This window comes from Rhizobium sp. ERR 1071, assembly GCF_007828675.1.
In the GTDB taxonomy this organism is placed as follows: Bacteria; Pseudomonadota; Alphaproteobacteria; order Rhizobiales; family Rhizobiaceae; genus Rhizobium; species Rhizobium dioscoreae.
Window position 1 is genome coordinate 980,001 of the sequence record NZ_VITM01000001.1, and the last position, 19,966, is coordinate 999,966.

The 19,966-nt window shown below is 59.7% G+C and carries 20 protein-coding genes; 5 read left to right on the top strand and 15 right to left on the bottom strand.

Features of this window, described 5'->3' with window-relative positions:
- Nucleotides 1–82: 82 nt before the first annotated feature.
- Nucleotides 83–595, bottom strand: a complete 513-nt coding sequence (locus tag FBZ99_RS04940) for a superoxide dismutase family protein (protein WP_113390074.1) — start codon at nt 593–595, stop codon at nt 83–85.
- Between the two features lie 148 nt (nt 596–743).
- A complete protein-coding gene (locus FBZ99_RS04945) occupies nt 744–1,082 on the bottom strand; it encodes a hypothetical protein (protein WP_145631705.1) in 339 nt (112 codons plus the stop codon).
- A 294-nt stretch (nt 1,083–1,376) separates the two neighbouring features.
- Here FBZ99_RS04945 and FBZ99_RS04950 point away from each other — a divergent pair, with 294 nt between their 5' ends.
- The 3 genes from FBZ99_RS04950 (at nt 1,377) to FBZ99_RS04960 (ending at nt 5,718) form a co-directional block, all read left to right on the top strand.
- Complete coding sequence (locus FBZ99_RS04950) at nt 1,377–4,136, top strand: DUF2339 domain-containing protein (RefSeq protein WP_113352015.1); 2,760 nt, start codon at nt 1,377–1,379, stop codon at nt 4,134–4,136.
- A 70-nt stretch (nt 4,137–4,206) separates the two neighbouring features.
- Complete coding sequence (locus FBZ99_RS04955; protein WP_371864907.1) at nt 4,207–4,860, top strand: HD domain-containing protein; 654 nt, start codon at nt 4,207–4,209, stop codon at nt 4,858–4,860.
- Nucleotides 4,861–4,869: 9 nt separating this feature from the next.
- On the top strand, nt 4,870–5,718 hold the full coding sequence (locus tag FBZ99_RS04960) for an MOSC domain-containing protein (protein WP_113351665.1): 849 nt from the start codon (nt 4,870–4,872) through the stop codon (nt 5,716–5,718).
- A 30-nt stretch (nt 5,719–5,748) separates the two neighbouring features.
- On the opposite strand, the gene recO is transcribed toward FBZ99_RS04960, so the two are convergent.
- From recO to rpoZ, 11 genes are all read right to left on the bottom strand, one after another.
- Entirely contained in the window at nt 5,749–6,528 is a 780-nt protein-coding gene (gene recO, locus FBZ99_RS04965) for a DNA repair protein RecO (protein ID WP_069616149.1), read from the bottom strand.
- Between the two features lie 58 nt (nt 6,529–6,586).
- On the bottom strand, nt 6,587–7,069 hold the full coding sequence (locus FBZ99_RS04970; RefSeq protein ID WP_233788697.1) for a response regulator: 483 nt from the start codon (nt 7,067–7,069) through the stop codon (nt 6,587–6,589).
- A 219-nt stretch (nt 7,070–7,288) separates the two neighbouring features.
- The gene (locus tag FBZ99_RS04975; protein WP_113351664.1) at nt 7,289–8,044 is read right to left on the bottom strand and encodes a Crp/Fnr family transcriptional regulator; all 756 of its coding nucleotides are present in this window, start codon (nt 8,042–8,044) and stop codon (nt 7,289–7,291) included.
- A gap of 84 nt (nt 8,045–8,128) precedes the next feature.
- Entirely contained in the window at nt 8,129–9,073 is a 945-nt protein-coding gene (gene era / locus FBZ99_RS04980; RefSeq protein ID WP_113329122.1) for a GTPase Era, read from the bottom strand.
- Between the two features lie 20 nt (nt 9,074–9,093).
- Nucleotides 9,094–9,813, bottom strand: coding sequence for a ribonuclease III (gene rnc, locus FBZ99_RS04985; RefSeq protein ID WP_145631707.1), 720 nt, complete (start codon nt 9,811–9,813; stop codon nt 9,094–9,096).
- Nucleotides 9,810–10,556, bottom strand: coding sequence for a signal peptidase I (gene lepB / locus FBZ99_RS04990; RefSeq protein ID WP_113351661.1), 747 nt, complete (start codon nt 10,554–10,556; stop codon nt 9,810–9,812). The genes rnc and lepB overlap by 4 nt, the downstream gene beginning before the upstream one ends.
- Nucleotides 10,557–10,670: 114 nt before the next feature.
- Nucleotides 10,671–11,075 carry a holo-ACP synthase gene (gene acpS, locus FBZ99_RS04995; protein ID WP_015339297.1) on the bottom strand — a complete coding sequence of 135 codons (405 nt, stop codon included), beginning with the start codon at nt 11,073–11,075 and terminating at the stop codon, nt 10,671–10,673.
- A 39-nt stretch (nt 11,076–11,114) separates the two neighbouring features.
- Nucleotides 11,115–11,702 (bottom strand): DUF2062 domain-containing protein, encoded by a 588-nt coding sequence (locus FBZ99_RS05000; protein WP_145631710.1) that lies wholly within the window; start codon nt 11,700–11,702, stop codon nt 11,115–11,117.
- A gap of 221 nt (nt 11,703–11,923) precedes the next feature.
- Nucleotides 11,924–12,073, bottom strand: coding sequence for a DUF3563 family protein (locus FBZ99_RS05005; RefSeq protein ID WP_015339295.1), 150 nt, complete (start codon nt 12,071–12,073; stop codon nt 11,924–11,926).
- Nucleotides 12,074–12,265: 192 nt separating this feature from the next.
- Nucleotides 12,266–14,488, bottom strand: coding sequence for a RelA/SpoT family protein (locus tag FBZ99_RS05010; protein ID WP_113329125.1), 2,223 nt, complete (start codon nt 14,486–14,488; stop codon nt 12,266–12,268).
- 100 nt (nt 14,489–14,588) lie between these two features.
- Nucleotides 14,589–14,987 (bottom strand): DNA-directed RNA polymerase subunit omega, encoded by a 399-nt coding sequence (gene rpoZ / locus FBZ99_RS05015; RefSeq protein ID WP_069616142.1) that lies wholly within the window; start codon nt 14,985–14,987, stop codon nt 14,589–14,591.
- A gap of 311 nt (nt 14,988–15,298) precedes the next feature.
- Between rpoZ and FBZ99_RS05020 the strand changes: the two genes are divergently transcribed.
- On the top strand, nt 15,299–15,883 hold the full coding sequence (locus FBZ99_RS05020) for a LabA-like NYN domain-containing protein (RefSeq protein ID WP_069616141.1): 585 nt from the start codon (nt 15,299–15,301) through the stop codon (nt 15,881–15,883).
- A gap of 312 nt (nt 15,884–16,195) precedes the next feature.
- On the opposite strand, the gene smpB is transcribed toward FBZ99_RS05020, so the two are convergent.
- Nucleotides 16,196–16,675, bottom strand: coding sequence for an SsrA-binding protein SmpB (smpB, locus tag FBZ99_RS05025; protein ID WP_069616140.1), 480 nt, complete (start codon nt 16,673–16,675; stop codon nt 16,196–16,198).
- A gap of 134 nt (nt 16,676–16,809) precedes the next feature.
- Nucleotides 16,810–17,694 (bottom strand): 4-hydroxy-tetrahydrodipicolinate synthase, encoded by an 885-nt coding sequence (gene dapA / locus FBZ99_RS05030; RefSeq protein ID WP_113333821.1) that lies wholly within the window; start codon nt 17,692–17,694, stop codon nt 16,810–16,812.
- A 217-nt stretch (nt 17,695–17,911) separates the two neighbouring features.
- Between dapA and FBZ99_RS05035 the strand changes: the two genes are divergently transcribed.
- On the top strand, nt 17,912–19,963 hold the full coding sequence (locus tag FBZ99_RS05035) for a lytic transglycosylase domain-containing protein (protein ID WP_113333820.1): 2,052 nt from the start codon (nt 17,912–17,914) through the stop codon (nt 19,961–19,963).
- Nucleotides 19,964–19,966 lie beyond the last annotated feature (3 nt).

Below are 19,966 nucleotides of genomic sequence, written 5' to 3' on the forward strand. Positions count from 1 at the left end.
ACCTACGCAGCGGAAACAACCGCTGCTTGGCATCCGCCGTTTCAGTGGCGCGAATCATCTTCGCTTCCTTATGGACCGCTTCCTATTGGATGACGGCACATGCCAGGCGCTTGCCGGCGCCGCCGACGGGCTGACTGCGGTAATCATCCGAGTCGGCATGGATCATCAGCGTGCGGCCGCGGATGCCGTTTTTCCCGTTCAGCGATACCATGCCATTGAAGACCTGGGCACGCAGCTTGCCATCCTGATCGACATACTGGTTGGGCATATCGCCGGCATGCGGACCGTTGGCGGCCAGAAAGCCGTGTTCCGCCTTGGTTGGGTTGAAATGACCACCAGCGGACTCGAAGCCGTGTGCATGGTCGCAACGGCTATTTTCATGGATATGGAAGGCGACCCAGCGATTGGCTGGCATGCCGGACACTTCCATCTCGATCAGCACGCCCTTTTTGCCCTCGGTCAAGGTCGCCCGGCCGGCTTGTTTACCGTCGAGGCCGACGAAATCAGCAGTGGCGGTGTTTTGACTTTGGGTTTGCGCTGCCGCGGGCGCGGCTGCGGCAAGGGCAAGGATAGCAACGATCGTCATCCGCTTCATGGAACACCCTCCCTGTTCTGCGTGGCAATGGCCCAACGCGTGGCAGGCACGAGGGTTCCGGCGAATGGAAAAAAATGACCCTAATCAAAATGATAAGGCGACTTGCCGGCATTACGGCAGGTCGCCTTGCATCGGACGAAAGTGCTTGTCAGGCCGCTATGCTGTCGACGTCATACTGGCCGTATGTGCTGTTATATGCATCCATCGGCGACAGCAGATCCAGGTCGGAATCGACATTGGATTCCGGTGACTTGGCCGTGGAAGCGATATCGGCGCTCGGCAATTGCATGAGCTTGGCAATGAAGCCGCTCAATGCACCATTCGAACCATTGGAAGCAGCGTCGGTATTACTGGCCTCGAGAATGCCGGGGCGCTCGTCCACCGCGCGTTCCTCTTGGCTCAAAAGACCATCGCCGTTCGAATCGAGGCGCGAAAGCGTGCCACGATACGGGTAGGAGCTGTTGGATACGGAAGAAACATGGGACATACAAACCTCCTAAGGTAGGAGCCGCCTCATGCGACGTCGTTTGTACGCAATACATTCAGAGTTGGACTATGAGCCGTTATTAAGCTGCTTCGCGCTGCCGGTAAAGACAAATTGTTAATGAGTATTAACCATAGTTCCCAAGCGGTAAATCTGAATTTCCTAATGTTGCCTTTGCAATCCGTTTTGAGGCGATCCGGCATAATCCACTGGAATCATAGGGGAATCTGACTATCTAATCTTACCCGGCGAGTGGTTTCGTATATGCTAAAGCGGATCGCCCATGGAGAAGACATGATGGAATTGTTACCGCTCGTCATCCTGGTCGTTGGTATCCTGGTACTGCGAGGCCACAACCTAAGGATAAGACAGCTGGAAGCGCGCGTTCAGGAGCTGCAAAATGCTCTCGCGGGCAAGGTGCTGACAGCGGAAACGGGCGAATCGATTCCTGCGACGGATTCGATGGCTCTTGCTGCTAGACAGCCTGTCGAAGAAGAGCCGAAAGCGGTGATCGAAGACACCTCCGCGCCCGATACCGAGCAACCGGCCCTCGCCGCAAACAATGTCGCGGATGTGGTCGAGGAAGAGACCACGCCTCTTGCCGGCCAGACATCCGTGCAGACGAAGGAAAGCCTGGAGAGCACGATCGGTGCACGCTGGGCCGTCTGGGTCGGCGGCATCGCGCTGGCGCTCGGCGGCGTCTTCATGGTCAAATATTCGATCGAGAGCGGTCTTCTCAGCCCCAGCGTCCGGCTTGTTCTTGCGGCGCTCTTCGGTCTCGTCCTGATTGCCGCCGGTGAAGTGATCCGCCGCCGCGCCGCACCGGTTCTGAACAATGCCTTCCAGAATGCGATGATCCCTGGCGTCTTGACGGCGGCTGGCGTCGTTGCCCTGTTCGGCGCGACCTATGCCGCGCATGCCATTTACGAATTCATCGGCCCCACGACCGCCTTCATTCTTCTCGCACTAATCTCGCTCGCGACGCTCGGACTATCGCTATTGCATGGGCAGGCGCTTGCCGGCCTTGGTCTGCTGGCATCAATGGCAACCCCTGCCCTGATCGCATCGACTGCGCCACGCCCTTGGACACTCTTCAGCTATCTCGTTCTGATCTGGCTTGCGACCCTATTGGCATCCCGCCTGCGCCGCTGGCTGATCGCGCCATCCCTAGCAAATGGGCTGCTGAGCCTCTGGCCTCTGCTCTACATCACCTTCAGCCCCACCGTCGATCTGACGCCGGTTACGCTTGCTATGCTTGCGATGATCGGCGGCACCATCTTCCTCTGGCCGGGGCGCTATCCGATCTCCGAGGCAGCAAAGGAAGACAGCGCAACGGCGCCCGCCGATGATGTGCCTCAGCAATTGAGTGCCGGCATGGGATGGGCGGCGTTTCTCGCCCGTCCGCCGCTCGGCATGACGCTGACGGCGGCGATTGGCGCGCTTACGGTATCGCTCTGCATCGTCAGCTACAGCCTTCGATATGGATATCCCATTGTCGACGCCACATTCATGTTTGCGGCGATCGTTGCGGCGGTAGCTGCCTTCGGTGCCGGTCGCCTGCATGCAGCCTGGGCAACGATCCTGTCGGCGCTTGTCGCCGTCATCGGCGCGTCCGGCATTCTGGCCAACTGGATTGCCGGGATCGAATCCACGGGTACGGACGGAACTGCCGGTCTGCAGAGCACGGTGCTCTATGAAGTGCTCGGCATCGGTGCCCTCTTCGTACTGATCGGCGCCTTTTTCCTCAGGCGCTTCGCCCAGGCGGAGAAACCCTATGCCGCACTTTGGAGCCTCGTCATGGCCGCCACGCCGCTGGCGATCGCGACGATCAGCTTCGTCAACTTCGGCAACTGGACGCTCGACTGGCTGCATGGGCTTTACGGCATCGGACTGGCCCTAGTTCTCATCGGGCTCGCGGAATGGCAGGATCGCCGAGACGGAGAAGCGTTGAAGCTGCCGACGAATATCCTGGCGGCCGGCTCTTTTGCCGCCGCAGTCTTTGCCCTGCATACGCTTGCGCATCATGCCACCGCGACGATCCTGCTGCCGGTTCTCGGCATCGTCTATCTGCTGGCGGAACGGCTGCGCAACTGGCCCGTTCTGCCATGGACCATGGTTGCTGCACTGGTCATCGCCATGGGGCGCATCGCCTGGCAGCCGACGATTGTCGATCCTTCGGAACTCGGCACGACACCGGTCTTCAACATGCTGCTTGCCGGCTACGGCATTCCGGCCGCCCTTGCCGTCCTAGCCACCTTCATCACCCGTCATTCGCAGAGCCCGCGGCTGCGCAACGCTTTGCAGGCGCTCGCCTGCTTCCTTGTGTTGCTGACGATCGCTATCCTCGTGCGCCATGCCATGAATGGCGGCGTCCTGAACGATGCGGTTCCGACGCTCGGCGAACAGTCGATCTACACGCTGCTGGCGATCGGTGCCTCGGCGACGCTGATGGCGCTCGATCTCAGCGCCGCAAGCCCTGTCTTCCGCTATGGCGGCATGGCGCTCGGCGTCATTTCGGTCTTCATGATCCTGACCCTGCATCTGCTGGGGCTGAACCCGTTCATGACGGGTGAGAGCACAGGTGGCATCCCGCTCTTCAATCTGCTGCTGCTCGCCTATCTCCTGCCAGCCATCGCTTATGCCGGCCTGGCGCTCTTTGCCCGCAATCGTCGTCCCCTGCCCTATGTCGGCATGTTGGCGGTCGCGGCGGCCGTCATGGCCTTCGCATGGGCGACCCTGTCGGTGCGGCGCTTCTGGCAGGGCGAGTACATTCCCTTCTGGAACGGTTTCATCCAGGGCGAGCTCTATTCCTATTCCGTCGTCTGGCTGCTGATCGGCATCGCGCTTCTCGGGCTCGGGACCCGCCTCGAGGCCCGGAGCCTGCGCATCGCCTCGGCGGTGCTGGTCTTCATCGCCGTCGTGAAGGCCTTCCTGATCGACATGGCGAACCTTGAAGGCTTCCTCCGGGCGCTATCCTTCATCGGCCTTGGCGCTGTCTTGATCGGTATCGGCCTGTTCTATCAGAGAATCCTGACGCGCAAGAAAGCGACGGAGTGATTGCGGCGAATCCATTCGCCCGGTAGGAGGAAAGAACCTGCCGACTGATCATCCCGGAGCAAGTGCGACCATGAATACCGACAAGATGGCGCGGGCTTTCGCCCCGTTCGAAGCACTGGCTGCGGATCTCATCCCCCACGCCGCGGATGGCGATGACGGTTCGCACGATATTGCCCATATCCTGCGCGTCTTCCGCAATGCCATGGCCATCCAGGCCGAAGAAGGTGGCAATGCCCGTATTCTCGCCGCGGCCGTGCTGCTGCACGATTGCGTTGCAGTCGAAAAAAATTCGCCGCATCGCGCGCAGGCCTCGCGGCTCGCAGCCGAGAAAGCTTCGGGCATTCTGCGGCAGCTCGGCTGGGCGGACGACGATATTGCGGCTGCCGCGCATGCGATCACCACGCATAGTTTCTCCGCCAACCTGCAGCCGGAAACGCTCGAAGCGAAGATCCTGCAGGATGCCGACCGGCTGGATGCCATCGGCATGATCGGTGCGGCACGTTGCTTCTACATTGCAGGCCGTCTCGGTTCCGGTCTTTACGACCCGTTCGATCCGCTTGCGACAGAGCGGCCGCTTGACGACAAGCGCTTCGCCATTGACCATTTCGAGACAAAGCTGTTCAAACTTGCGGATGGATTCCAGACCGAGACCGGGGCCAGGTTTGCCGAAGCGCGGCATGACCGGCTGAAGACCGTGCTGACAATGTTTATGGACGAAATCTGAGGGCCACCCATGCGCGTCAGCGATCTTTTCATCTATCCCCTCAAGAGCGCCCGCGGCATCGCCATTCCGTCGGCAGCCATCGATGCCTTCGGTCTCGCGGGTGACCGCCGCGCCATGCTGGTCGATCCCTCGGGCAACTTCATCACCCAGCGCGAATTGCAGGCACTGGCCCGGATCGATATCCAGCCGGCGCCTTCCTATCTGCGTCTGAAGATGGAGGGCAAGGCTGACATCATCGTGCCGCCACCCCACCCCGACAACCGCATGGATATCATCGTCTGGAAATCAGCCGTCAACGCCTCCGTCGCGGATGAAGAAACCAACAAGGCCCTGTCGGCCTGGCTGGATCGCGAGGTCAGGATGGTGTTCTTCGACAGGCTCGCGAAGCGCATCGCCAACCCGGAATGGGCCGGCGAGGATACGCCTGTCACCTTTGCAGACGGATACCAGATCCTCGTCACGACGACCGGCTCGCTAAAGGCACTCAACGCCAATCTTGCCGCTCACGGCGAAGGTGCAGTCGGCATGGAGCGCTTCCGCCCCAACATCGTCATCGATATCGACGAGGAATGGCCGGAGGATCGCTGGGCCGCCATCGAAATCGGCGGTATCCGCCTCGATCTCGTCAAGCCCTGTTCGCGCTGCATCATGACGACGCAGGATCAGCAGACAGGCTCGCGCGACGTGCCGAACCCGATGCCCGCCATGGGCCGTATCCGCATGTCCGCCGACCGGCGCGTGCCCGGCCCGCTCTTCGGCTGGAATGCCGTGCCGCGTGGCGAAGGCGCTGTGAAGATCGGCGATACGGTGACGGTGCTCGAGGAACGGCCGGAAGGCTGGGCACTCAAGCGGCGCTAAAACTGACCCTCTGTGCAGGCCTTTTACTGCTCAGCCTTTGGCGACAAGGCCCGGGGATGCCATGCCCTCGTTCAGCGAAGCGACGGCAACCGCCTTCAGCGCGGCTTGCATAAAGCCGTCGCGCGCCGCGGCAATCTCTATGCCGCGCGGTTCGTAGACGTGTCGATGCAGAAAGAAGCCAGTAAGACGGAAAGCGGCGGAAAGGCTTTCCCTATCTGCGGCGATCATGGCCCCTGTCGTCAGAAACGGCGGCAATGCCAACATCTTGTCCGCCCAGGGCATGCCGGCTGCCCGGCAGACGGCACGCCCGGACTTCGGCGAAACGAAAGCCAGATCCTCACGCACGCCAGTTGCCGCGCATTCCGTCAAATCGAGGCCGAAACCAAGATCATTCAACACGGCAAGCTCGAAGCGCACGAAGAGTTCACCCGCGTCGGCGGGATTCTGCAGGTTTTCAAGGATGACATCGAGCGCATCGTAAAGATGCGGGTGTGGATCGCGCTCCGGCAGCAGCCGCAGCAAAGCGGCCATCGCCTGTACGCCATAGACAGCGGTCGCTGTCTCCATCAGCCGCGCAGCCCTCAGTGTCACCGGCTCCATGCGAAATTCGCCGAGATGCTCATGCAGTCTTGCCCGCCAGGTGACTTCGACGAGATTGCCGGCCTGCAGCACCGGCTGCATGGCGCGCGAGCGGCCGGATCGCACCAATCCCATATGGCGACCGCGGGTACGCGTCATCACCTCGGCGACGACGCTGGTCTCGCCGAGACGTTTGACGCCCAGAATGATCGCATGGTCCTGCCATTGCATCGGCCGGTTGCCCCGAAAGATTTCTGCGATTCGAGTTTAGGACAAATGACTGCCGCTGTCACATGGCGAGCGGGGAACCGCCGGCCAGCGTCTCGACGAAGAGGCGCATGGATTGCTCGTCGAAAGGCTTGTTCAAAAGCGGCACATGCCGCAGATCTGCCGGAAAATCGAGTGTATCGGAATAGCCGCTGACGAAGCCGAAGGAAATGCCGCGTTCCATCAGCAATCGGGCAAAGCCGAAACTGGTCGACTCCCCAAGATTCACGTCGAGCATTGCAAAATCATAATGTTCCGAATGAATGGCGTTGACCGCCTGCTCCAGATTCGAAGCAATCTCAATTTGTTGAATTCCGACGAGGTGAAGAATTTCCTCCGCCTCCATGGCAATGATAAGATTATCTTCCAGTATAAGGACGCGCTGAAACGTCATATCAGCGCCATCCTTGCACGTACGCGCCAATTGGCGCACCCCGTAAAAAGTCCCGCATCTATCCCTCCGGCGCCAATCATCGGCCCGTCTTGAATGGATGGCTTTGCCCATCCGTTTTGGCTCAGTCTCTTGTGACATGACTTCGCCTCCAATCCGCTTCGCACTTTTTGCACTGCGGGACTATGGGCTCGTCACCATGCTCCAATCGCTTTTGCCGCCGCGGTTAGTAAAAGGTGAAACTGGTCGAAAAGTGACGATAACAATAATCTATGCTGATACAGTTGTCGTCAGCATTTAAAAAAGACATGTCGTTTGTGCAAAAGGCTGCCCTCAAATGAAGGGGCGCCTGACCGAATCAAGGCCGTCCCAACCGGCGAGCTCAGCAAGGCCTTCGCTGTCCAAAACCTCACAGCCTCGCTCGTTCCAGAGCAGCAGCTTCCGCGCCGCCAACTTTTTCAATGTCTTGTTGGTATGAACCACCGAAAGACCAAGCGTGTCGGCGACGTGCTGCTGCCGGATGGGGATGGTCTTGCTGCCATTGAACAAGCGGAGTGCGCGGGCACGCTGATGCAGATACGCGATCAGATAGGCTGCACGCTCGAGCGCGGAGCGGCGACCTATGCTTAGAAGATGTTCATCCAGTATCCGCTCCTCTCGCGATGCGATCCAGGTCAGATCATAGGCTAGCGAAGGATGGGAATTGTAGAGCGTCATCAATTCCGTGCGCTCGAAGACGCAAAGCGATATTGGCGAAAGCGCCTCCGTCGAGTGCTGCATCTCGCCCATGATCGAACCTTGCAATCCGATGAGGTCGCCGGGCATCACATAGTTCAGAATCTGGCGGCGCCCATCCTCCAGCGTCTTGTAGCGGAAGCCCCAGCCGGAGAGGATGGTGAAAAGGTGGGCGCTATGCGCGCCTTCAAGAAAGATCGTGGCACCGGCGTCGACGAGAAGTTCGCCCTTCTTGAAACCGCTGATGAAATTCAGCTCGTCGCGCTCGAATTCTCGGAAATGCGGCAGGGATCTTAGTGGACATTGCTGGCAGGGCGTGCGTTGTCCATGCACAGTCGCAGCTGCCTTCGTCATGAAATGCTCCCCTCAGTTGCAGCGGCAAAGCGACATGCCCGATAAACCGCTGCAATATAAAGCGCTCACGGAAGCAAAGTTCCATCAATGCGGGAAATCGAGCCCCATCTCCCGGAAACGCTCGGGATCGTCTCCCCAGTTTTCGCGGACCTTGATGAAGAGGAAAAGGTGCACGGGCTGTTCCAGAATTTCGGAGAGTTCCTTGCGCGACGCGGTTGAGATCGCCTTGATCGTCTCGCCGCCCTTGCCGAGCGCGATCTTCTTCTGGCTCTCGCGCTCGACATAGATCACCTGTTCGATGCGCACCGAGCCATCCTTGCGCTCCTCCCATTTCTCGGTCTCGACATGCGAGGAATAGGGAAGCTCCTGGTGCAGGCGCAGGAACAGCTTTTCCCGGGTAATTTCGGCGGCGAGCTGGCGCATCGGCAGGTCCGAAATCTGATCCTCGGGATAGTACCAGGGGCCTTCCGGCAAGGTCTTTGCCAGATAATCCATCACGTCGTCGCAGCCGGAGCCGTTCTCCGCCGAGATCATGAAGGTCTGCTCGAAGGCGATCTTCTCGTTGGCGGCGGCGGCAAGTGCCAGCAGATCCTCGCGGCGGACGCGGTCGATCTTGTTCAAAACCAGGATCTTCGGCTGGGAAACGTCCTTCAAGCCTTCCAGAATGGCCTCGGCATCGCCGCGCAAGCCGCGCTCGCTGTCGATCAACAGCATGATGAGGTCGGCATCCTTGGCTCCGCCCCAGGCAGACGTCACCATGGCGCGATCCAGCCGGCGGCGCGGCTTGAAGATGCCGGGCGTGTCCATGAAGACGATCTGCGCATTGTTGTGAATGGCAATGCCGCGCACGATGGCGCGTGTCGTCTGCACCTTGTGGCTGACGATCGAAACCTTGGCGCCCACAAGCCGGTTGACCAGCGTAGACTTGCCGGCATTGGTGGGGCCGATAAGGGCGACGAAGCCCGAATGCGTCGGACCGATATGTTCAGCCGCGCCGTCTTCGGCTGAGGTATCCTGCTGATTGCTCATTTGTCACTATTCCCCGGCAGTCACTTCTCAGTTAACTGAGGCTGCCATACACCTTCGCGCTCCAGGATCCGTGTCGCCGCCATCTGTTCGGCCGCACGTTTGGAGCGCTCTATTCCCGTTTCGGGCGCTGTACCCTTGACTTCCACGGTCACCGTGAAGCGCGGATCATGATCCGGTCCGCTGCGATCATCAACCCTATAGACCGGAGTGACGCCAAATTTCGCATGCGCCCATTCCTGCAATTCCGTCTTTGCATCGCGCCTTGCGCCTTCCGGCCGAATAGCCCGGCGCTCCCAGAAACGCAGGATGAACGCGCGGGCGACTTCAAGGCCGCCATCCAGATAAAGCGCGGCAATCAGGCTTTCGACGACATCGGCGCGCACGTTGAGCATGCGCTTGCCCGTGAGCTTCTTCACGTCGGCGCCGGTGCGGATGTAAAGATGCAACTCCATCTCATCGGCAACTTCGGCGCAGGTCTCTGCACTCACCAGCTGGTTGAGACGTACCGAAAGCTCGCCTTCCGTCGCCGCGCCGAAGGTCTTGAAAAGCAATTCTGCAATGCACAGGCCGAGAACACGGTCGCCGAGAAATTCCAGCCGTTCATAGTTGCCCGTCTTGTGCGTCCGCGCGCTGGCATGGGTCAGCGCGCGGTCGAGACGCTCCTTTTCGGCGAATTCATGGCCTATAACGACCTCAAGCCTGGCACGATCCGCCTGGGAGAGCGTCTGCGCCTTCGTCATTCGACAACCTTGAAAATACGGTCCCAACGCATGTTGGTCGGCCATTTCCAGACTTCGCGGAACGAGGTGTCGTGGCCCAGCGAGAAGAAGATGATGCTGGCGCGGCCGATCAGGTTCTCGGCAGGGACATAGCCGACATCGAAACGGCTATCGTCGGAATTGTCGCGATTGTCGCCCATCATGAAGTAATGGCCCGGCGGAACGACATATTCCTGGGTATTGTCGCCACGCGAATTCGGCGAAAGATCCAGCGTGTCATAGACCTTGCCGGTATCAGGCAGGCGCTCGCTGTAGACGGCGATGTTGTCGCCCGGCTCCTGGCTGTAGTCCGAGGAGAAGGTGCCATGCGGCTCGCGCGGAACGGCCTGACCGTTGATGTAGAGGATATCGCTCTTCACCTGGATGCGGTCGCCCGGCAGACCGATCACGCGCTTGATGTAGTCAACATCCGGATTCGGCGGGAAGCGGAAAACCACGACGTCGCCACGCTTCGGTTCGCTGCCCAGGATGCGGCCGCTGAACAGATCCGGCGAGAACGGCATTGAATACTTGGAATAGCCGTAGGCGAACTTGTTGACGAAGATGTAATCGCCGACAAGAAGCGTCGGCATCATTGAGCCTGACGGGATGGTGAATGGCTGAAAGAGAAACGTGCGGATGATCATGGCCAGGACGAGCGCCTGTACGATGACCTTGATGTTCTCCCACAGGGCGTTCTGCTGTTTTACGGCTTTCTCGGACACGCAGTCTTATTCCTTTTTCGCACCCCACCGGCGCACTTGCATTCAGGCACTGTCTACTCGCTTCACATCATCGCGGCAATGGCGCGGTTGCCAAAAGCGACATACAGTCGTGATTCAGGCATCCATCGGCAGCGCTTCGATGATCACAAAAGCCTGAGCAAGAGGAAAATCATCCGTTATAGTCAAATGAATGGCGGCGCGATGATTTGGTGGCAGCATGGCCGCCACTCTTTCGGCGGCACCGCCGGTCAATTGCATCGTCGGCTTACCGCTTGGCAGATTGACGACCCCCATGTCGCGCCAGAAAACACCCTGCGCCAACCCCGTGCCCAAAGCCTTGGAGCAGGCTTCCTTGGCAGCAAAACGCTTGGCATAGGAGGCCGCCTTGTTCTTGCGGCGCTCGGACTTGGCGCGCTCAATATCGGTAAAGCAGCGCTCGGTGAACCGGGCGCCGAAACGTTCGATCGTCTTCTCGACCCGGCGGATGTCGATAAGGTCGCTGCCTATGCCGATAATCATGGGAAGGCCCTCCTGGCGGCCCGGACACGGTCAGGCACGTCAGACGCTCGATGCGTTTTCGGCGAGCGCGAGCCGCTCGCGCGCACGTTCCATCAAACGCTCCTTGCGGCGCGTCTTGAAGGTCTTCACACCATAATAGGTAAGCGCATAGACGATCACACCCGTCACGATGGCGGGCGGAATGCCGCCGATCAGCATCGGCTTCAAAACCGGGTCCCAGATTTGCCTGAGATCGCCCTTGTGCCACAGCGCTGGCAGATCGATGCTGCCGCCCTGGCCACCACTGTCACGCGCCAGGATCAGATGACCGATTTCCCAGGTCAAAGCCCAGATGAAGGGGTAGGTAATCGGATTGCCGGCAGCCAGACAGCCGAGCGCGGAGGCAATGACATTGCCACCGACGAGATAGGCTATGATGATCGCCATGACGAAATGCACACCGATGAACGGCGTCCAGGACACGACAATGCCCGCCGCAAAGCCGGCCGCAACCGAATGCGGCGAGGCGGCGAGGCGAACGAGGCGCTTACCGAAATATTGGAACGAACGGACGAAACCCTTGCGGGGCCAAAGGTGTTCCCGCAGTTTTTCCTTGAATGTCAGTGGTTTTCGGCGACGAAACAGCATGCGGCTTATCTAGTGCAATGGAGGCCGTCGTGACAAGAGCGGCCAAACGTATCATGCACTGATTAAGAACCTAAAGTGCGGCTCTTTTTGGGAACGTCATCTGCACGGCGCGCAGAAAATGGACGCTCTCCTCATTTACAGGAAGCAATCCCGCAAGATCGGGATGCTCCAAGGGCGCAACAACGGCGCGCCCCTTCTGGTCTTTCAAGTATTAACAGCGATTAACGCGTGCGGAACAGACCGCGGTCGACCTGACGCTGACGATACTCAAGGTCAAAACGGTCATGCGAACCATTCAGGTAAGCCATTTCGCGTTCTTCAACACTCGGAACACGCAGGGCACGGGCGATTTTCTTGATCGGGCTAAACATTGTCTTCTCTCATCTCAGTTTCGTTTCTTCGATGACCAGAAGATAGGCCTGACAAAGGTTAATTACCACCGCTCTAAAATATACGCAGCCATGCACTCTATGCATATCTACCCAAAAATGCGCTCGAATTTGGTCATAAAATGATCACAAAATATGCAGCCTGCCTCGGATCGACAGCAATCCCGGCGGATCTCATTCGTAGAGGCGCTTTACTGTCGCGATGCAGTCGAGTTCCTTGAGCTGCACCAGAAGCTGGTTGAGCTGGCGCAGATCCCAGACTTCGACGTCGAGCGCCATTTCGGTGAAATCGGCTGCAACCCGAACGGTGTTGAGCACCCGGATATTGACGTCCACATCCGCCACGGTTTGCGCCACCTTCGCCAGGGTGCCCGGCTCATTGAGGGCATTGATCAGGATGCGGGCGGCAAAGCGGGACTTGTTGGCCTCGTCCAGATCCCAGCGCACATCGATCCACCGCTCCGGCTCGTCATCGAACCGCTGCAGAACAGGCGACTGGATCGGATATATGGTGATGCCCTTGCCCTTTTCCATGATGCCGACGATGCGGTCGCCGGGGACAGCGCCGGTCGGCGCGAAATGCACCTCGACATTCGAGGAGATGCCGCGGATCGGCGGCGCATCGAGATCGGCGCCGTCGGAAACCTCGGCCTTGTTCTTGCCGGGTATCTTGAAGATCATGCCCGAGGCGCTGCGGACGTTGAACCAGCCCTCGTCGCCGGCGGGCTTCACGGTCACCCGTTCGTCCTGATGATCGGGATAGACGGCGCGCAAGACATCAAGCGACGACATCTCCCCTCGCCCAACGGCGGCGATCGCATCCTCGACATCCTTCTGGCCGAGGCGATGCAGGGCCGGCTTCAGGGCATCGCGCGAGAAGACCTTGCCGGCGCGCTCGAAGGTGCGCTCCAGAATGCGATGGCCGAGGCCGGCATATTGCTTGCGGATGGCAAGGCGGGTTGCGCGGCGAATGGCGGCGCGCGCCTTGCCGGTGACCACGATCTCTTCCCAGGCGGCCGGCGGCACCTGCACGCCCGAGCGGATGATCTCGACCTCATCGCCATTGTTCAGCCGCGTGACGAGCGGCATGATGCGGCCGTTGATCTTGGCGCCGACCGTGGTGTCACCGATATTGGTGTGGACGGCATAGGCAAAGTCGATCGGCGTCGCGCCGCGCGGCAGGGCGATCAGCTTGCCCTTGGGCGTGAAACAGAAGACCTGGTCCTGGAACAGTTCGAGCTTCGTGTGCTCTAGGAACTCTTCAGGGCTATCGCCCTCGGCCAACGCCTCGATCGTATGGCGCAGCCAGGAATAGGCGTTGCTTTCCCTCGACAGGAGCTCGCTATCGCCATTGGTGTTGGCGCCATCCTTATAAAGCGTGTGGGCGGCAATGCCGAATTCGGCGATCTCATGCATGCGCTTGGTGCGGATCTGCAGTTCGATGCGCTGGCTCGAAGGGCCGACGATCGTCGTGTGCAGCGAGCGGTAATCATTCTGCTTAGGCGTCGAGATATAATCCTTGAAGCGGCCGGGAACGACGCGCCAGCGGGTATGGACGATGCCGAGCGCCCGATAGCAGGAGGGAATATCGTCGACCAGAAGGCGGAAGCCGTAGACGTCGGAGAGCTGCTCGAAGGAGAGCGACTTCGACTGCATCTTGCGAAAGACCGAATAGGGCTTTTTCAGCCGGCCCTTGACCATGGCGTTGGCAAGGCCATTGGCGACGAGCAGATCGCGCAGCTCGGTCTCGATCTTCTTGACCAGGCCCTCGTTACGACGCGACAGTTCCTCAAGGCGCTTGGTGACGGTATCATGCGCTTCGGGATTGATATGGCGGAAGGAAAGCTCCTCCAGCTCCTCGCGCATGTCCTGCATACCCATGCGGCCGGCAAGCGGCGCATAGATTTCCATCGTCTCCTCGGAGATGCGGGCGCGCTTTTCCGGCGACATGTGATCGAGCGTGCGCATATTGTGCAGGCGGTCGGCAAGCTTCACCAGAAGCACGCGCACATCGTCGGAAATGGCGAGCAGCAGTTTGCGCAGATTTTCGGCCTGCTTGGCCTTCTTGGTGACGAGATCCAGCTTCTTGATCTTCGTCAGACCCTCGACCAAGCGACCGATGTCTTCGCCGAACATCTCATCGATTTCGGCGCGCGTCGCCGTCGTATCCTCGATCGTGTCGTGGAGAAGAGCGACCGCAATGGTCGATTCATCCAGGCGCATATCCGTCAGGATCGCAGCAACTTCGAGAGGATGGGAAATATAGGGGTCGCCGCTGGCACGTTTCTGCTGGCCATGCTTCTGCATCGCATAAACATAGGCTTTGTTGAGGAGAGCTTCGTTGGCATCGGGCTTGTATTTCTGCACGCGCTCAACAAGCTCGTATTGCCGCATCATTCCAAAGCTACTCCAGCAAAAACAAAAGCGCGCCAGTCATATGACCGGCGCACGCATTTCCCCATCATATCGCTCCTGCCCGGAGCATCAAGATCGACGATCAGTAATCGTCGCTTTTTTCCGGCGGAACCAGACCTTCGATACCGGCCAGAAGCTCTTCTTCCGACATCTGATCGAACGTAACAGTTTCCGGCAGATCTTCTTCCTCGTCGCTGGAGGCGGAAGCGCCGGCGGCGAGCAGGCTTGCGGGATCGGGCTCAGGCTCATCCACTTCGACATGCTTCTGCAGCGAATGGATGAGATCTTCCTTGAGATCGTCCGGCGACAGCGTCTCGTCGGCGATTTCGCGCAGAGCAACAACAGGATTCTTGTCGTTGTCGCGATCGATGGTGATCGACGAGCCCTGCGAAATCAGGCGGGCGCGATGGCTGGCGAGCAGCACGAGCTCGAACCGGTTCTCTACTTTATCAATGCAATCTTCTACTGTGACACGGGCCATTGCCTGTCCTTTGCGGTCGTGATGTCGTCATCATGTCTCGGAGTAGCACGCCGATACAAGCAAACGATGGCAAATTCAAGTTTTTCCTGTTTCAGCGCCTTTGCACCCTTCCGGAAAGTGCTAAAATTCCCCCAGACAAACAACGATTTCTACCTTGGATTGCTTGGAATATCGCATTGCGTGCCCTAAATCTGGGTTATATGAATAATTCATAAAGTAATACGAATTATTCTGCAACGCCCTACAAGGCATTGTTTTAGCTTGTGTTTGAATGAAGTGATTACGTTTTTATAACAGTGGATATGTAAGAGATGTTTGACCCACGCGAAAAAATTGCACTCTTTATAGACGGCGCCAATCTCTACGCTGCATCCAAGAGCCTCGGCTTCGATATCGACTACCGGAAGCTCCTGAAAGCATTTCAGAAGCGCGGCTATCTGCTGCGCGCCTATTATTACACCGCCCTCATCGAAGATCAGGAATATTCCTCCATCCGGCCGCTGATCGATTGGCTCGATTACAACGGCTACAAGGTGATTACCAAGCCGGCCAAGGAATTCACCGATTCCATGGGACGCCGAAAGATCAAGGGCAATATGGACATCGAGCTGGCGATTGACGCCATGGAGCAGTCCGAAACCGTCGATCATCTGGTGATCTTTTCCGGCGACGGCGATTTCACGACCCTCGTTGAAGCTCTCCAGCGTCGCGGACGCAAGGTATCGGTCATCTCGACCATGGCGACCCAGCCGCCGATGATCGCCGACGATCTGCGCCGTCAGGCCGATCATTTCATCGATCTCGTATCGCTGAAGGCCGAAATCGGCCGCGAGGCTTCCGAGCGTCCACAACGTCCCGCCGAACCGACACCGGCCGCTTCGGATGACGAAGAATAATTGGGACTGGCTGCATCTGACAGGTTACTGGCCGCCGGAGAGTAGTTGCGCGCAGCGGAAGCGTTTGCAGTTGCCGCGGCAGTTGGCCCTTCGCTAGGGCATCCTGAGCTCGCCGAAGGGGCGTTCGTCGCTGCAATCGACTGACGCGCAGCTGTGGTTGCGCAGGGATGGTTGTGGACGCCGGGAAGCGTTTGTTGTTGCCGCGGCCGCCGGCCCTTCGCTAGGGCATCCTGAGCTCGCCGAAGGGGCGTTCGTCGCTGCAATCGATTCACTGGATCGATTGCTCGGGCTTTGCCCGACCGCTCCTCACCCTCACCCATTGTCCTTGAGCAGGCGGCTCTTCTGCCTGTTCCAATCGCGCTCCTTCTCGGACTCGCGCTTGTCATGCAGCTTCTTGCCCTTGGCGAGGGCCAGTTCCAACTTGGCGCGGCCGCTGTCGTTGAAGTAGATTTTCAGCGGCACGAGCGTCATGCCTTCGCGATTGATGGCCGAGCGCAGCCGGCCGATTTCGCGGCTGGAAAGCAGCAGCTTGCGGCGGCGGCGCGGCTCGTGATTGAAGCGGTTCGCCTGCAGGTATTCCGGCAGATAGGAGTTGATCAGCCAGATCTCGCCATCCTCGTCCGAAGCGTAGGACTCTGCAATATTCGCCTTGCCTTCGCGCAGCGACTTGACCTCGGTACCCTTCAGCACGAGCCCTGCTTCGTAAGTGTCAATGATCTCGTAGTTGAAGCGTGCCTTGCGGTTCTCCGCCACAATCTTCTTCACCACACGCTGGCTGCCTTTGGGTGCCATGATTCTTCTTCTTTTCTTGCGTCATTCCGGCAGCGGCCAGAGGCACGCCAAGTTCCTGCCCTCTAAATAAGCGAGACCGCTCTCCTTGTGAAGAGAGCGGCCTGCAGAGTTTCGGCAGCGCGCCTGTGACGCCGTTAGTTCAGGAGGCCGGCATGGCGCATGGCCGCGTCGATCGCTGCCTCAGTGCCCGGCTCCAGGGTCGACAGGAGCGGCGAGCGCACGTTGCGGCTCATGCGGCCAAGACGCGAAAGACCGTACTTGGCGCCGCAGAGACCGGGTTCAAGGAAGATCGCCTTGTGCAGAGGCATCAGGCGATCCTGATATTCGAGCGCCTTGGCATAGTCACCGCCAAGTGTGGCCGCCTGGAATTCGGCGCAAAGGCGCGGCGCGACATTGGCGGTGACCGAGATGCAGCCGACGCCGCCATGGGCATTGAAGCCGAGCGCCGTCGCATCCTCACCGGAAAGCTGGCGGAAATCGCGGCCGCAGCTGATGCGCTGTTCGGAGACGCGTTCGATCTTGCCGGTCGCATCCTTTACACCGACGATATTGGCGTAGGCCTTGGCGAGCGCGCCCATCGTCTCCGGCGTCATATCGACCACCGAGCGGCCGGGAATGTTGTAGATATAGATCGGCAACTTCACCGCTTCCGCGATCGCAGCGAAATGCGCGTAGAGGCCCTTCTGCGTCGGTTTGTTGTAATAGGGTGTCACGACCAGCACCGCATCGGCGCCGACCTTTTCGGCATGTTGCGCCAGCTCGATCGCCTCGCGCGTGTTGTTCGAGCCAGCGCCCGCCATCACCGGGACGCGCTTGTTGGCGATCTCGATGCAGAGCTCGACGACGCGCTTGTGTTCATCATGCGAGAGGGTGGGCGATTCACCCGTCGTTCCAACGGGCACCAGTCCCTTGCTGCCCTCTTTTATCTGCCAATCCACATGCGAGGCGAAGGATGCCTCGTCCACCTTGCCGGCGTCAGTAAAGGGCGTAACGAGAGCGGGAATGGATCCCTGGAACATGCAAGTCTCCTAGCGGCGCGGCATTCATGCTTCAGCCGCAATCCATGGTTATGAATCCGCGCACCATAAAGCGCCGGCTTGACGGCGACAAGCACGCTTTGAATGGTTAAGGGCAGTTTCCGATATCATAATTGATTGAAATTCGGACCACCGGTAAGGTTTCGTTAATATTGCATTTGGCAAATGGAAGGGGCCTGTTTGTTTTGTGAGTAGCCGGATGAAGAGACCTGTCATGATCTGGACCGCCGTGGGCTTGGCGGTCGCCTGGGGCGCGGTTGCCTCGCAACTTCCCGGCCAGCAGATACCGACGAGCGCCAACGCCTATGTCGCCATGGCGCCGGACCCCATGAGCACGGCCGCGATCCCGCGTGGCGGCACCATCGCGCCGGTGAGCGGAGACCTGAAGGCAGGCCTCGACGCCCTTTCCAACAAGAACCCGATGCAGGCGCTTGCCATCCGCAACGGCATGGGTGAAGGCACGCTTGATCGCCATATCCTGACCTGGGCAATCGCGACTTCGGGCCAACCAGGCATTCCCTCCGGCGAGATTGCTGCCGCGGCCCGCGAGCTGCAAGGCTGGCCGGGCCTCGGCAGCCTGCGCGCCAATTCCGAGCGGGCGCTCTACATAGAAAATCCGGCAACGGATCAAGTCCTTGCCGCCTTCGGCAGCTCGCAGCCGGAGACCGTGGAGGGCAGCATCATCCTCTCGCGTGCTCTTATGGCACGCGGCGCGTCGGCACAGGCCGGAAAGCTGATCCGCAAGATCTGGCGCGATGAGCCATTGGACAAGCCTCTCGAAGACAAGATCCTTGCGGAATTCCCCAGTCTGCTTTCGCCTGCCGATCACAAGGCGCGCATGGATTATCTGCTTTACCGCGACCGGACCGCGCAGGCCAAACGCTTCGGCGACCTCGGCAAAGCGCAATCGCTCTATAAGGCGTGGGCGGCGGTCAATGATCGCTCGCCGAAGGCCGATGCGCTGATCGCAGCCATCGACGCGCAATGGCGCAAGGACCCCGCCTATCTCTTCATGCGGATCGAAAACCTGCGTCGTCAGAACAAATATGACGATGCCGCCAATCTTCTGGCGCAAATGCCCAAAGATCGCAGCGTGCTTGTCAGCCCCGGCGCATGGTGGGCCGAGCAGCGCATCGTCAGCCGCGGCCTGGTGGATCAGGGTGAGTTCAAGGCCGCCTACCGCGTCGTCGATGCCAGCGTCGCAGAAAGCCCGCAGGATGTCGGCGAGGCCGAGTTCCATGCCGGCTGGTACGCTCTGCGCGGCCTGCAGGACGGCGCAAACGCGTCAGCCCATTTCCGCAAGATCCTGCAGGTCTCGAACGGCCCGATCTCGCAATCGCGCGGCTGGTATTGGCTCGGCCGTGCCGCCGAAGCGGGCGGACCGGGCAAGGCTGCCGATTTCTACGCGAAGGCCGCCTCTTATCCGAGCACCTTCTACGGCCAGCTTGCCGCCGAGAAGCTTGGCCGCCGCACCCTCAACGTCACCTATCCCTCGCCCTCGGCTACGGATCGCCAGCGCTTCCAGGGGCGTGAGGCGGTACAGGCGATTTCGCGGCTTGAGGCCGCAGGGCACGGATGGCGTGCCGATGCGCTCTATCGTGCGCTCGCGAAACAGCTGGATAGTCCCGGCGAAGTCGCCATGCTGGCTGCCCGCGCGGAGCGTTCCGGCAATCACCAGCTTTCGCTCCAGATCGGCAAGATCGCCTATGGGCGCGGCATCGACGTCGCTGCACTCGCCTTCCCGATCGGCGTCATTCCGGACAATGCGAATATTTCCGGCTCCGGCAAAGCGCTAGCCTATGCCATTGCCCGGCAGGAGAGCGCCTTCAATCCGGCCGCCGTTTCCTCTGCCAATGCCCGAGGCCTGCTGCAGCTGCTGCCGAAGACGGCAAAGGCGGTTGCCGGCCGGCACGGAATGGCCTTTTCAGCCGACAAGCTGACGCAGGATGCGGGCTACAATGCCACGCTTGGCGCTCATTACCTCGGCGAGCAGATCGACACCTTCGGCGGCTCCTACATTCTGACCTTCATCGCTTACAATGCAGGGCCGAACAAGGTGCCGGAATGGATCAGCCGCTATGGCGACCCGCGCGGCAAATCGCTCGACGATGTGATCGACTGGATCGAGCGCATCCCCTTCCCCGAGACCCGCAACTACGTGCAGCGCGTGATGGAAAACTATCAGGTCTACAAGGCGCGGCTGGGACAGAAGACCGACATCGTACACGATCTGGTTGACGGCCGCGGCTAAGCC

Coding starts and splice junctions, on each gene's coding strand:
- FBZ99_RS05000 (WP_145631710.1), bottom strand. CDS start 11,702: ATGCTGTTTCGTCGCCGAAAACCACTGACATTCAAGGAAAAACTGCGG.
- FBZ99_RS05035 (WP_113333820.1), top strand. CDS start 17,912: ATGAAGAGACCTGTCATGATCTGGACCGCCGTGGGCTTGGCGGTCGCC.
- era (WP_113329122.1), bottom strand. CDS start 9,073: ATGAGCAATCAGCAGGATACCTCAGCCGAAGACGGCGCGGCTGAACAT.
- FBZ99_RS04940 (WP_113390074.1), bottom strand. CDS start 595: ATGAAGCGGATGACGATCGTTGCTATCCTTGCCCTTGCCGCAGCCGCG.
- FBZ99_RS05010 (WP_113329125.1), bottom strand. CDS start 14,488: ATGATGCGGCAATACGAGCTTGTTGAGCGCGTGCAGAAATACAAGCCC.
- acpS (WP_015339297.1), bottom strand. CDS start 11,075: ATGATTATCGGCATAGGCAGCGACCTTATCGACATCCGCCGGGTCGAG.
- FBZ99_RS04955 (WP_371864907.1), top strand. CDS start 4,207: ATGAATACCGACAAGATGGCGCGGGCTTTCGCCCCGTTCGAAGCACTG.
- smpB (WP_069616140.1), bottom strand. CDS start 16,675: ATGGCACCCAAAGGCAGCCAGCGTGTGGTGAAGAAGATTGTGGCGGAG.
- rnc (WP_145631707.1), bottom strand. CDS start 9,813: ATGACGAAGGCGCAGACGCTCTCCCAGGCGGATCGTGCCAGGCTTGAG.
- FBZ99_RS04970 (WP_233788697.1), bottom strand. CDS start 7,069: ATGGGCAAAGCCATCCATTCAAGACGGGCCGATGATTGGCGCCGGAGG.
- dapA (WP_113333821.1), bottom strand. CDS start 17,694: ATGTTCCAGGGATCCATTCCCGCTCTCGTTACGCCCTTTACTGACGCC.
- FBZ99_RS04950 (WP_113352015.1), top strand. CDS start 1,377: ATGGAATTGTTACCGCTCGTCATCCTGGTCGTTGGTATCCTGGTACTG.
- FBZ99_RS05020 (WP_069616141.1), top strand. CDS start 15,299: ATGTTTGACCCACGCGAAAAAATTGCACTCTTTATAGACGGCGCCAAT.
- recO (WP_069616149.1), bottom strand. CDS start 6,528: ATGCAATGGCAGGACCATGCGATCATTCTGGGCGTCAAACGTCTCGGC.
- rpoZ (WP_069616142.1), bottom strand. CDS start 14,987: ATGGCCCGTGTCACAGTAGAAGATTGCATTGATAAAGTAGAGAACCGG.
- FBZ99_RS05005 (WP_015339295.1), bottom strand. CDS start 12,073: ATGTTTAGCCCGATCAAGAAAATCGCCCGTGCCCTGCGTGTTCCGAGT.
- FBZ99_RS04960 (WP_113351665.1), top strand. CDS start 4,870: ATGCGCGTCAGCGATCTTTTCATCTATCCCCTCAAGAGCGCCCGCGGC.
- FBZ99_RS04975 (WP_113351664.1), bottom strand. CDS start 8,044: ATGACGAAGGCAGCTGCGACTGTGCATGGACAACGCACGCCCTGCCAG.
- FBZ99_RS04945 (WP_145631705.1), bottom strand. CDS start 1,082: ATGTCCCATGTTTCTTCCGTATCCAACAGCTCCTACCCGTATCGTGGC.